This is a genomic window from Ensifer sp. Root142, from assembly GCF_001426785.1.
GTDB classification, from domain to species: domain Bacteria; phylum Pseudomonadota; class Alphaproteobacteria; order Rhizobiales; family Rhizobiaceae; genus Ensifer; species Ensifer canadensis.
Map to the genome: position 1 here is coordinate 24,303 of NZ_LMFK01000008.1, position 12,509 is coordinate 36,811.

12 protein-coding genes are annotated in these 12,509 nt (G+C 58.0%); 4 read left to right on the plus strand and 8 right to left on the minus strand.

Annotated features, from left to right (window positions below; all coding sequences use genetic code 11):
* Window positions 1–368 precede the first annotated feature (368 nt).
* Window positions 369–1,028, plus strand: coding sequence for a hypothetical protein (locus tag ASD52_RS10160; RefSeq protein ID WP_057213816.1), 660 nt, complete (start codon window positions 369–371; stop codon window positions 1,026–1,028).
* Window positions 1,029–1,528: 500 nt separating this feature from the next.
* Window positions 1,529–1,975 (plus strand): DUF2721 domain-containing protein, encoded by a 447-nt coding sequence (locus tag ASD52_RS10165; protein WP_057213819.1) that lies wholly within the window; start codon window positions 1,529–1,531, stop codon window positions 1,973–1,975.
* 494 nt (window positions 1,976–2,469) lie between these two features.
* On the opposite strand, the gene ASD52_RS10170 is transcribed toward ASD52_RS10165, so the two are convergent.
* The 4 genes from ASD52_RS10170 to ASD52_RS10185 all read right to left on the minus strand — a co-directional run bounded on the left by ASD52_RS10170 (window position 2,470) and on the right by ASD52_RS10185 (window position 6,127).
* Complete coding sequence (locus ASD52_RS10170; RefSeq protein WP_057213821.1) at window positions 2,470–2,952, minus strand: hypothetical protein; 483 nt, start codon at window positions 2,950–2,952, stop codon at window positions 2,470–2,472.
* A 106-nt stretch (window positions 2,953–3,058) separates the two neighbouring features.
* Entirely contained in the window at window positions 3,059–3,868 is an 810-nt protein-coding gene (locus ASD52_RS10175) for a hypothetical protein (protein ID WP_057213824.1), read from the minus strand.
* A gap of 550 nt (window positions 3,869–4,418) precedes the next feature.
* A complete protein-coding gene (locus ASD52_RS10180; protein WP_057213826.1) occupies window positions 4,419–4,727 on the minus strand; it encodes a DUF736 domain-containing protein in 309 nt (102 codons plus the stop codon).
* Window positions 4,728–5,230: 503 nt separating this feature from the next.
* Window positions 5,231–6,127 carry a DMT family transporter gene (locus tag ASD52_RS10185; protein WP_225968640.1) on the minus strand — a complete coding sequence of 299 codons (897 nt, stop codon included), beginning with the start codon at window positions 6,125–6,127 and terminating at the stop codon, window positions 5,231–5,233.
* Between the two features lie 158 nt (window positions 6,128–6,285).
* Between ASD52_RS10185 and ASD52_RS10190 the strand changes: the two genes are divergently transcribed.
* Window positions 6,286–6,759: an Lrp/AsnC ligand binding domain-containing protein gene (locus tag ASD52_RS10190; protein ID WP_057213829.1), complete on the plus strand. Its 474-nt coding sequence runs from the start codon at window positions 6,286–6,288 to the stop codon at window positions 6,757–6,759.
* Between the two features lie 274 nt (window positions 6,760–7,033).
* Here the strand turns inward: ASD52_RS10190 and ASD52_RS10195 are convergent, their stop codons facing one another.
* Window positions 7,034–7,915: a zincin-like metallopeptidase domain-containing protein gene (locus tag ASD52_RS10195; protein WP_057207676.1), complete on the minus strand. Its 882-nt coding sequence runs from the start codon at window positions 7,913–7,915 to the stop codon at window positions 7,034–7,036.
* Between the two features lie 683 nt (window positions 7,916–8,598).
* Entirely contained in the window at window positions 8,599–9,582 is a 984-nt protein-coding gene (locus tag ASD52_RS10200; RefSeq protein WP_057207677.1) for a L,D-transpeptidase, read from the minus strand.
* Window positions 9,583–9,885: 303 nt separating this feature from the next.
* Here ASD52_RS10200 and ASD52_RS10205 point away from each other — a divergent pair, with 303 nt between their 5' ends.
* The gene (locus ASD52_RS10205) at window positions 9,886–10,158 is read left to right on the plus strand and encodes a DUF2188 domain-containing protein (protein WP_057224141.1); all 273 of its coding nucleotides are present in this window, start codon (window positions 9,886–9,888) and stop codon (window positions 10,156–10,158) included.
* Between the two features lie 130 nt (window positions 10,159–10,288).
* On the opposite strand, the gene ASD52_RS10210 is transcribed toward ASD52_RS10205, so the two are convergent.
* Both ASD52_RS10210 and ASD52_RS10215 read right to left on the minus strand, forming a co-directional pair.
* On the minus strand, window positions 10,289–10,807 hold the full coding sequence (locus tag ASD52_RS10210) for a DUF4334 domain-containing protein (RefSeq protein WP_057207679.1): 519 nt from the start codon (window positions 10,805–10,807) through the stop codon (window positions 10,289–10,291).
* A gap of 403 nt (window positions 10,808–11,210) precedes the next feature.
* Window positions 11,211–12,176, minus strand: a complete 966-nt coding sequence (locus ASD52_RS10215; protein WP_057207680.1) for a magnesium and cobalt transport protein CorA — start codon at window positions 12,174–12,176, stop codon at window positions 11,211–11,213.
* Window positions 12,177–12,509 lie beyond the last annotated feature (333 nt).

Below are 12,509 nucleotides of genomic sequence, written 5' to 3' on the forward strand. Positions count from 1 at the left end.
CTTAAGGGCAATTGACTGGCGCGTTGGCAATACGAAAATGCCACCAATTGCGTGTGGAGATCGCCCGCGGGGCGAGATGAAACGGGAGTGAGCGCTTGTTGATGTCTGCGTGGCGGGCCTTGAGCAAACGGACCTTGTCCGGTTCAAAAAGGGGGCAGACTCATGAGCGGCAACCTCAAGGGCGATCTGTAGCTGGCAACTTCATTGATCGCCTCAGCGACACGAAGGGCGATCGGATTGAACGGACACCCGACAGGGCCAGGCGATGAGGTAGGGCATCACAGGCGAATAGCGTAACATGAGATACACCTGTGGCAGGTGCAGCAGGAAGGCGTTGGCAACTTCAAGTTCTCAATCGGGACCACGCGATGAGCAATGTCATCCAACAAGGTCGTGACGAACGCCGCTGGCCCCCGGTTCTGGCAATCATTGCGGTCTTCGCTTTTTTGGAGGTTCTACCGCATCACGTCTCCGCGCTGCCTCGATGGGTGTCATACGGGGTCCTGTTAGCAACTATTGCTCCAATGATCATGGTGACGGTGTCGACCGAGAAGGCTGTCTGGCTGCGGATCGAGCACGTTGCGATCATGCTCCTTTCCAGTCTCTACGCTGCCAATACGGCGGCGGAACTTGGCGATATGATAGGGATCATCACGATACACCCGCCCGAGACGCGAGCGGTGTCGTTGTTGAGTTCATCGTTTTCTATCTGGATCACCAACGTTCTGGCGTTCTCGCTTCTCTATTGGCAGGTCGATTCTGGTGGTCCCTCTCGCATCGCGCGTGGGATATCAAGGAGACCTGACTGGCTCTTTCCCCAGTCATCGGCTCCCGAATTCGCATCAGCCAATTGGCGGCCGCTCTATGTCGACTATCTTTTTCTGGCGTTTAATACCGCTACGGCTTTCAGTCCTACCGACGTGCTGCCGCTCACGCCGCGCGCGAAGCTCCTGATGATGCTCGAAAGCGCCATCGCGCTTCTGACACTCGTGCTCGTGGCCGCACGTGCAGTCAATGTCATCCCGTAGTGTCTTAACCGCGATTGCGGGCTTACGGCCGCTCCAAGCTGATGGGCCCCTCGGCCCACGTTGCGCCATGCGTTATGACGGGCCGGGCGACCTTGGAAGCTGAGCGTATGAAGCACAACGCCAGTTATGTTGTGCCCCGAGCCATCAGCCGCCGAGGCGTCAAGTCCGATGAGCACGCCTTCTGTCCTCCCATGAAACCCGCCTCCAGCGGAAGGGATCGTCTGGCAAGTCCAAATAGAAGCGGGCGCCGGCCGACCAGTCCTGCGAGGGTCCGAACTGAACGTGATACAATTCGCCATGGACATATCCGCCGGTGTTAGGGCTGAACCAATGATTTATCCAAGCAAAATGCATCGGGGTTCCACGCCGTGGTTAAGACGGGGCAGAACTGAGTAGCGATTTTGGCGGGTCGATTCGTTGTTCGTCCGGTGCACGTGTTCAATTTATCAATCTGGGATTGGTCCGGTAGAATTTAGATACATGGGGACGGGGGGAGAAACATGGTCTCTGTTGACGCTAACCAGCTTGCGAACATGATTAGTCATGCGGTCGCGCCGGCTTTCATGCTCAACGCGGTCGCTGCGATGGTGGCGATTCTGGCCAATCGGATTTCCGGCGTAACGGAGCGGATCAGAACGCTTCGGGAGCTCGACGAAAGCGATGCCCGAGCGTGGTTGAAGAAGGAAATGGCCGAACTGCGGCGGCGAGAACGTGTGCTCAACAATGCGCTTCACTTGGCCGTGTTGGCAGGAATCGGCGTCACGTTTCTGCTGATCTTCGGATTCGTCATCGCCTTTGTTGGGTACCGCCACGAACCAGGAGCCGCCGTTTTGTTCATGGCGGCTCTCGGCTTTCTGGCGGCGTCGCTCTTTCGCCTCCTGCAGGACATCAGGCTCTCCCAGCTTGAGCACGACGACGGCAATACGCCGAAATCGCCAATGCGCTGACGTCAATCTTCAGAAGTGGACACCCCGATGATTGATGTCGTCCGCGTAGTCGACGCCCACGTCGCTTTATCCGGCCACTGCCGAGAAAGTGTCGTTTGAATTTAGCCGAGTCCGGGGCCGCCATCCCCGTCGAAGTCGGGGCCGCCGCCCACCGCGTCCACCCACGTGGCACTGTCCTCCCGCTCGACATCGACCGGACTCTTACGCCACCGAACTCATCAAGCCGGCCATCCTGATCTTCGAGCAGAGCGAAACCCCAGAAGTGCGTCACTCCGACGCTGTAGGCCAAGATGCAGCGGGGCGTGTGCGGATCAGCTCTCAGTTCGATGTAGAACACGTCGCCGGCGATATTTTAGCGATCATACCGTGCCTCAGCCGTCGCATGACGGCGAGACGTCGAGGTTGTCCGAAATGTCGCCGAAATCACCGTCAAAACTGACCAACGAAAACTAAGTCATCTTACCTATATTGGTGCGTCCCAAGCCTTGCCGATTTCATCCTTCGGAGTCTTTCGATTCCTTCTTGGCCTGCCCTCTGTCGAGCTTGCCGAACTCGGTCATGATGCTAACCAGAACGCTGCCCGTCCATCCGAATGTAAACAAGCCCGACACCGCCATGATCGGCCCGATCAAACGCCAACTATCAGGTAGTTTTACCGTGCCTTCACCAAGCGTCGTGTAGCTCTCCAGGACGAAGTAGTAGCTGTCCCGCATTGAAGGGATTATCCCCATCATCGATATCGGCGCTGCCCACACGAGAGTCTCAGCGAAATGAAGGATTGCCAGCGATCCGATCGCGACCGCAAGCAAGAGATTGATACGCCAATGCGGCGTGGTGTTGTTCACGAGAACCCAGGACCTGCTGAAACGCCGATTGATCGTGCGAATGCCAACGCCGTGTACCAACATGATCAAAATGACCATGACGGTCCCAAGCGCTATTTCAAGAATTGGGTTGGGAGCAGATAATTTGTCCATGGTTATCCAAGGGCAAGGCGCCCGATCCGAATTAGCGAGCGGGCGAGGTTCAAGTGTCGCCAAAAGCCAGAGTTTCGACGGCACAGTAGTGAGCGTTGCAAAGTTGCTACTTTGGGAACAAGAACGTAACGATTGCACGAACTCCCCAGCCGTCAGGCCCGTTTTCCGGTGATTCCGCCCAGTAACGCGCGCCCACGCCAAAGCTCACGGGCTGTTCGTCGAACTTTACCACCTTGGAGACCTGAAAGTTAATTGGAACCGACCAGTCATTGGTTTCCCAGTCATAGGTACTCTCCGTGTTCAAGGAGAAGGTCCAGGCTTCCGGCGTGGTGTAAGAGATGAACGGTTGCAGGAAGGTCGAGCTGACATCCGTTCGGTCGCTCTGTCCGGCAAACGACCAAACATGGTTTGCCAATATCCCAAAAGTCCAGGGCCCGTCTTGCTTGAGAGCCACTCCGGTCGGCCCCGCGCCCCACTTTCCGCTTCCAAGCAACTCGTCGGTTGCTGTGGGAATCAGAAACACCGGGCCAACACCCCAGATGATTCCATCGGTTGGCTTGACTGGCGACAGGAAGAAGCTCTGCAGCGTATCACCGAGGCCGAACTGGCTCCCCGACGGTCCGGCAATGTCGTCTTGCCAGGTCACAGGCAGGATCGTACGGGAAATCAGGTTCCAGTCTGCATTGAGCGAAATTGGAATTACTGGCTGGATGTTCACCACGGTATGATCGCCGTCGTTCGGTCCGTAGCCCTGATCGTAGTTGAATTGGAATGGAACGCTGATCAGCGACGCAATTGGGTTTGAGAGCTTCTTCGCTAGCTCCTCGCTGCTGGACTGGGCATGCGCCGATGCGGTGATGGACGTGAGAAGGACGGCGTAACTCAAGAGTTTCAGCGAACCTGATGCCACAGTCATGCTCCTACCTGCGTGTAGTTTCAAACAACCGATGGAGCCATGCAGGAACCCCCCAGATCGCATGCTGCAGCCGACGATGATTGAGTCTTGTTTTCGTCGCAAGTGCAGGGCAACCACACACGGCAAAAAAGGTGGGCGGTGACAACCGTTCCACAAATGCAAATACTGGCAATTCCACAAGCACCGGGTGGTGCAAATTCCTGCTGTCGCAGCCGCACCTCGTAATTCGCCCGCGGCTTGCGTCGGTCGGAGTTTTATAAGGCAGGTCATGGCATCGATAGCGTTCGTGAGGCTGCGACCGATGAACGACGCGATCCGAGGTGAGGCAGGCGACCGACGCGCTCGCCGCCGATCGCCCAGTGTTGCGGTCCTCCGCCGCGGGCGCTCGAAGAACGGAAAAGGGGGATGGGGGCCTTTTTAAACGCGGAAATCTGTTCTGGGCAGACGATCCAGAGTCTACGGCGATGTTGCCGTGCTGCTTCAGCAATGCTGCAGATGCCGTATTCGACGAGGTAGGCCCCGCTGATGTAGCGGGGCCATGATCTAAGTCTCAGTCCCGGTTCAACCGCGACCAGATGAGCTTGAGGTCAACTTCGCCTTCGACCTCTGCAAGTGTGGCGTAGATCGGGGCTGAGAAGCTCGGGTCGTCGAGCTTCACCGAAAGATAGTCGCGGCCCTGATCGGAGGTCTTCTGCCAGGCCGCGCCCAGTTCGACGTTACCGGCGTAGATGCGGAAATGCGGCCCCTTGTCGGAGGGGTTCTCGACCCTGGCAATGCGAGCCTTGACGTTGAGTGCGAGGGTGCGGATTGAGCCGTTGAAGCCGTTTTCGGTGGAGGTGAAGGTGCCAATGGTTGCCATTGTCGTGTTCCTTTTCGCTGTGTCGGGCCGCACCATTGCGGCCTCGATGGCTGTCGCAAGGACCGGGGACGATTGGTCCGCACCCATAGGGCCGCAATGGAATGGAGGGCGGCAAGTCGCAGTTTTGTTAGTGCGCGAGGAATGGCGGCGCAGCTGACAGGGGTAAGAAAACTGCGACTTGCCGTTGCGGAAGGACGATCGAGGCGCAGCCGATCTTCGGTCAGACACGCCTCATCGAGCCCGCCGAGGGAGCGCTGTCACCAGTGGGTGAGAGGGACATGGCAATCGCACCTCTGACGAATGGAGCCTCCCGATCGGTGTCGTAGGTTCAATCCATTTCCGCAGGCCGCGATGTTCCGCGAGTACGGTATCTAACACCTGATGGGACGGTTGCATCCAACAGGCCTAACGAAAACGTTCAGTCGCGACTGGTCGCCTGGAGGGAGGTGATGTCAGGCAAAGTCGATTATCGATGGCCCACGCCAGTGAACTTGCCGCGAAGTTCAGGATTTTTGTAGCATTGGGAACACCATTCCAAATGTAATGGCAGCGATAGCAACGAACTGGGGAAGGGTCAGCATTTCCTCGAGCACTGCCATCCCGACCACACACGTCGTCACTGGAATGCACGGCATGAACAGCGAGGCCTCTCGCGGGCCAAGTTGATGAACCGTATAAGTATAGAGCACGATCGCAACCGCACCGGCAAGGAAGCCCTGGATCACGAATTGCGTCGCAATCTCGGCTATGGAGGCAGCTGCGAAACCACTCGGCGCCACGATGTACAACAGGGGCAGCGGCAAGCAGGAGAAGAGAACAGCGGCGATCGCCGCCGTTCTCGCGTCAACGGACCAGAACCTCACCAGCACCGCATAGAGCGCGAACATGATCCCCGATCCCGCAAAGAGCAGATCGCCGCGCAGGGTGTCGCCTGTCTTTAGGGCTGCGGGGGAAACGAACAGAAGCAGTCCGCCGATGATCGCGACCATGCCGATGATGCGCGCGCGGGAAACCTTGTCCTTGAACACGAGACGCGAGAGCAGGAACGAGAAGAAGACGATGGAGGCGGGAGACAGGGCTGCGGCATGGGCGGCCGGGGCGTGCGTAAGCCCCTGATTGATGATCAGGGTGTAAGGCAATCCCACGAGCAGTGCCAGCAGACCGGCTTTGCGCCAGCCTAACAGCCTCAGCTTTGCCGTGCCGGTCTTCCATAGCACCGGCAGGAAGACGAAAAGAGCGCCAGCAAACCGTAAGCCGACGATATCGGCGGCGGTCAGATGTTCGCGCAAGCTGAAGCGGGCGGCCACGAATTGCACGGTGGTAATCGCGACGAATGCTGCCCCTGCTATAACAGCCATCCGCTTGCTGCCGTCACTGTCTGCGAGGATCGAAATACGCACTCTTGCCTCCGTAAGGGCAGGGGACCCGGCCTGGCCATTGGCAGGCGACCGAATGTACCGGGAAACAACGGTCACATCGTATTGCTCAAGCGTGCGTGTCTGAATATACTTATTTCGTGATTTAGAAGTGAATATGGCTCAACTTTGGATAAAGCTGCGTGAAACAAGAAGCTGCCGAACTCGACGCAATCGACCGCAACCTGCTGAGGCTGCTGCAGGAAGACGGTCGTCGTACTACGCTCGAATTGGCGAACCGGGTCGGCTTGTCGCCGACCGGGGCGAGCCAGCGCCTCAAACGTCTGTTCCGGGAGGGTTATGTAAAAGCCGTCAGGGCGATCCTTGATCCGCAGAAGGTTGGCCGGGGAACAGTGGTGTTCATTCAGGTCCGCCTCGATCACACCGCTCCGCACATTTTCGAGCGGTTCGCCGAGGCAATCTCAAATGCATCGGAAGTTCTGGAATGCCACATGGTCATCGGCGGCTTCGACTATCTCGTCAAAGCGAGAATTGCCGACATGACGATGTTTCAGGACTTTCTGGAGCGGGTGATATTGCCTTTACCCGGTGTAAGGGAGACCCATACCTACGCATCCGTTGCAGATGTAAAGCCTGATGCCCTGTTGCCGATTTGAGGCTTTAACGCAGGACTTCCAACTAGAAACCGGCCAGCATCGAGCAGGGCAAATCGCGCGAGTGCCGATGAACTGCGATCCCAACCCTTCCAATCGGTGCGCTTGTCTGAGCGGCGGTTTATGGACCTCGACACAAGACCGGCAAACTGCACCAAAATGTCCAACCGTTCTTGGCGGGGCCCCACGCAGCGAAAATTAGCGAAGGAGGCGGCCTCTGCTGTAGCGACCTTTGCGCGTCTAAAGACGCGCTGGTAGCTCGCTCCTTCGCTTCCTTTCAGTCTGGGAGAGCCAGCAGGTAATCGCTGGCCTCGGACGCTTTGCTGGCGGCGGTGATGAACGCCTTGCGGTCGCCCTTCAGGATCTTGATCCAGCTGGCAAGATACTTGGCATGATCGGCGCGAGGCTCGGCCGAAACGCCCAGGCGGGCGCAGAGGAACGCTGCGCCCAGTTCGGCAACCAGCTCTTCGGCGGCATAGGCATCATCGCCAAAGCGCTTGCCAAACTCGCGCTTGAGCCGTGGTCCGCTCCAGTGGGTCAGTTCGTGAAGAACGACGCCGTAAAATGCCTCGGTGGCGCTGCTGGTGGACGTGCCGGTGAACAGGTGTTGCGGCGGCAGCACGATTTCGTCGGTGCTGGGCCGGTAGAAGGCGTTTGCGCCTTCGTGGCGGATTTTCGCGCCACTCGCAGTGATGAGGGCATCGGCCGTTTCGATCGGGGACACCTGATTGTGCTCGGGCGCGCGAGCCTTCTCGGGTTGGTAGCCATCGAGCTGAGCGACGTTGAACACCCAGCTGAGGCGGGCACAGGGAATGCGGCGGCCATTCTCGTCTTCGGCGTCGATGTCGCCGACTTCGTCGCCCTGGCGCTCGAGCATTTTGAACCAGATGACCGGGGTGCCTTTTTCGCCCTTGCGGACGCTTGCGCCGTTTTCGGACCACTGCTTGAAGGTCGCCCATTGATTTTCCGCGTAGCCGGCCTCGTTTGCGGCGACCCACAGCATGACGACGTTGGTGCCGCGGTATTCGTGACCTGACACGGCGTTGACCGGCATGGTCAGCGACGGGCCGACCCAGGGACGCTCGCAGGGTCCGCAGGTTTCGAGGGCTTGGAGAATGGTATCGGTGATGATCTGATAGGTGTCGCGCTTGGTGTGCATGGTGTGGCTCCTTTCTGGACCGCCTGAGCGGCGGGAGCTTCCAGCAGCGCAAGGCCATAAGCGGCGCATGCACCCGCAGGGCCGAAACGGACGTGAAGGAGGGCTTGCCCTTGCTTGCACCGCGGCCTGTAGCAGCCTGCTCCCCTACGCCGCGCCGGTCCCTGGAAGAGCCGATTGCCATGCCTCGCGCGATCGCCGGATTATTGCCGGGCTCCGTCGCCTCGTCTGCGGGCTTGCGGATCGCGTGAGGATAACCGGAAGAGGCAAAGCCGGTCGGGTCAGGCCCACGAATGCGCATTGAGGCGACAGTTGCTGCGGATTTCCGCAGGCCCCGCGCGAAATGGCGACCTGGTGGTGGTCGGGCGCATTGTCAGAGCGAAACCCCATGATTGGTTGCGACGCGGCGGGGGAGGGGGCGCGCAAGTGCCGGTAGAGGATGAAGCCGCTGCGGCCGCCGGAGAGTGTTTATGCTCAGGATGGCGACGAGAAAGGCTGCCCGCGGGCGTCCCCGGGCTAATCGCGTGAATAACGGTGGCGTGGGATCAGAACAGCGTGAGCTAGCTCCGCTTGATCGCCTATTGAGATCTGCGCACGACAGTTGATACCGGATCAAGAGCCGGTTGCTTTCCGTTCAACGGGGAGGTGCGCAGGCCAATCCATGCGGTCGCATTCGATGTCGGAAGTTACTCCACAAATTCGACAGAGACGCCTGGTTCGACCATCGCGGCCAATTCCTCTACATCCCAGTTTGCAAGGCGCACGCAACCATGCGAACCGACCTTATCGATAAGGGCAGGCTCCGGTGTCCCGTGGATGCCGTATGTCGGCTTCGAAAGATCGATCCATACGGTGCCAACTGGCCCATTTGGCCCACTGGGTATTGTCAGAATTTTTCTGTTGTCGCCCTGCTTGAAGTTGATCTTGGGGTTGTAGACATAGGTAGGCATTCGCGCCACGCCCTTGACTTTGTGCTTACCCGACGGTGCAGGTGTCTCGGAACTGCCGATGGTTGCTGGATAGACTGCCAATAGGGTGCCGTCTTCGCCATAGGCATAGAGATGTGCCGTCCGTCTGTTGGCCTCGATCCGTTTGACCTTCCCGGCCTTGGGCGGGCCTGGCATCGTTACCGATATCGTTTCTCCGGCGGCAAAGGACGCTTGCGGGTTGAGCGTCGTGATCAAGTCGATGTCCATATGAAAGCGCTCGGACAACTTCTCCGCCACGCTCGTATAACCGAGGTGATCCATCCGGGCTTTTTCACCATAGTCCGCCGGGATCGATTGAACCAGGCCGGTCGTATCTGCCGCGGTGATCTTGTAGCTCTGAACGACCGGGGCATTGTTGTTGAGACGAGTGATAACTTCCGGATCGAGCTTGCCATCGGAGGGTAGCCCATTCATCGCCTCGAAGCCTGCGATCGCTTTGCTGACATTCTCGCCGAAATACCCGTCGATCACGCCTGGGGAGGCGCCGGCACGGTCCAAAAGCACCTGAAGTTGCACAATGGCAGGATCCGGATTGTCCGGACGCGTCGATGACGTTTCGGCTGTTGGAATAGAATAGAGCGACGCCGTATTGATTGTCTCTGGCAAAAGTTCGAAACTCATGGCGGGGCCGCAGATCAGTGTTGATATCGTAAGTGCTGTAACAAATTCGTTTCTGTTCATGGCCTTCCAACGAGCGTCCACATGTATTGTTCCAAATCGACGCCCCGGCCGGGAAGATAACGATCGGAAGTCTTGGACATGCGAGTGATCTGCAGATTGGTGATGGGTGTGCCGGTGATGCCGTGGAAGGCTCTGGATGCGGTACAAACATGATCTCGGCACCCTATATGGGATCTGACATGCCCGGTTGGGGACGCTCATTGCGGCTGTTGAAACACCGCGCATACGTTTAGGCGGGAGCCATGGGGTTGCAGAAAAACAGCCTAGCGTCGTCAAACCGGAATTCTTGCATCGGAGGTGTATATGACGAAAGCGAGATACGAGGTTGTCCCCCATGACGGTGGTTGGGCGTACAAGTCGGGCGATGTCTTCTCGGAAACTTTCCCCTCTCATGACGATGCTCTTGAAGCCGCGCGCATAGCCGCTCAAGAACACCAAAGCGCGGGGAAAGACGCGGAAATCGAGTATCAAGACCGAACCGGGCATTGGCACCAGGAACACGCTGACGGCGAAGATCGGCCCGACACCGAAGTCGTCGATGACGGCAACCATCCAAAGGGGCACGAAACCTCATAGCTGGTGGAACCAGCGGCATAAATATTTAGCGCGCCCATCGAAGCTATGCGGATAGCCGGCTAAGAACTTGAGTACACTGGACATCTGCTTCATAGAGGTGTGTTCCCAACGCACTATGCCGGCGGCAGCGCTATTCCTGACGCGTCAGGATGAAGAAATAGGGCCGAGGGTCACGGTGGGCCGACATCATTCCAAACAACTGATCGTCGCCCATCCGTCGAAATCGGTCCGTGATTGGCTGCCGGTCATAGACCATGGCTGCTGAACGTATTCCTTCGAAGTCCTGCATCTCGAGGGTAGCGGTTGGCCCACACGCCCGCAGGGGGCGTTGCAGGAATCGAAAACAATGACGAGCCAAGCGGGTGCGCCCGATTGACCCCAGGCGCAATGTCAATCCCAGCGGGATATAGGCCGGATCGAGCGCGACCAGTCGATTGGGACCGAACTGAAACAAAAGTGCATCGGCGCGAAGGTTCGGATGAAAGCGCTTGCCAAACCAGCCGAGGTTTTCAAGAACCCCATCCAAGGGATGGCCTGTTGGCAATCCAGAGCCGCGCCACAGGCCAGCGAGTTCGCGCCTATAGGCGGGTGGGAGTTCGCGAAAGCGTTCGAGGGCTTCCACGGTGGTAATCGGCGAGAGATCAATCATAGCATTTTGTTGGCAGAGACATTCTATCACAGGATACACGAGTGCGTGGTTTCATGGTCACAGGTTACCTTCTGTCGGGTGGTAGCCGTGAACCATAAAAGATGACCTCCAAGAAGGGTCGCTCATCTTGCACACGATCCGGAGGGATTAAGTTCTGGATCGTTTTTGCGCGTGCACTACTGAAAGCGCGGCACATCAAAATTGTTCCCGTCCCTAACCGGCGCGCGTGGTTCTCTGCCTTAACGGCCGGCGCGTGCTTTCGATGATACCAGCGCGCCGAAGGATAACCAACAGGCGCCAAAGGCGTACCTCCATGGTCCAGGCGTCGATCCTCTGCTCCCTCAACGACTACGCTCCCCCCACCAGGGCCTCTCCCACGCAGGCTGACGCAGCGCTCGTTGTGCTAAAGCCACCCAGCCTTGCGGAAGCGCAAGAAGAGCACCACACAGAGAAAGACGATCGCCCCGAGAACCACGTAGTAGCCATAGAGCGTGTCGAGTTCGGGCATGTGTTTGAAGTTCATGCCGTAAATGCCCGCAATAGCGGTAGGCACCGCAAGGATCGCAGCCCATGCAGCCAGCTGTCGCGTGATCGTTCCTTGTCTCTGTTGTTCGAGCAGGTTACTGGCTTCAAACACAGATGTGATGACCTCGCGCAAACCCGCAACCATGCCTTCGACGCGTCTGATATGATCCAGCACGTCGCGGAAATATGGTCTGGCGTTATCGTCGACGCACGGAAGTTCCAGATGAACCAGTTTGCTGGCGACTTCCGACATGGGACCGAGAATGCGTTGGAACAGGATGACCTGCCGCCGCAGCCGGAAAATTCGCCTGATTTCATCCCGCTCTAGAAAGGCTACAAGCATGTGTTTTTCCATGCCGAGAACCTTGTCCTCGATCGTTTGAACGATCGGCAGGTAGCCGTCGACAATGAAATCGATGACCGCATGAAGGACATAGTCGGTCCCTCGCGCCAGCAATTGCGGCGATGCCTCGAGCTGTGCTCTCAACTCTGTGTGACTGCGTGCCGAGCCCTGCCGGACTGTGATGATGTGGTGTCTGCCGACAAAGATCGCCGTCTCACCGTAGACGATCTTGTCCTTCTCCAGATGGGCAGTCTTGGCAATTACGAACAGTTGCTCGCCGTAGACCTCCACCTTGGCGATCTGATTTCCATTGAGCGCATCTTCAACGGCAAGTGGGTGAAGCCCGAATGCCGCGGCAACTGCCGTCATTTCCTCCGGCGTCGGGTCGTGAAGCCCTATCCAGGCGAATTCGCTTTCATCCATTACCCGCGCTTGTCCGGAAAGCTCGAGCGTATCCGCACGCTTTCCGTTGCGATACAAATACGACGCGACGACACTCATCAGTTCGATCCATATTGCGGGGCTGGAAAAGGGCCCGTTGAGATTGGTGCCTGGGACAGGTAACGGTGCGACAAGAGCGGCGTGCCGGTCGGTTATTGGCAACAAAGCAACGAGATCCGACCTGCTTCCAACGCATCGGCATACCCACCGACTGCAGTAAGAGCAACTGCCTTCGTGCACAACCGACCGCGGTCGGCACGGCCAACTATCCGCCGTCCGCACCGAATCGGCTGACTACACGGCCAAACGCTGCTCACCCATAGCGACATGGTGAGCCTCCGTTGCAGTAGAGTCTATAGCCGGCAAAAGACAAGTTTCTGTGCTTTCGCCGAC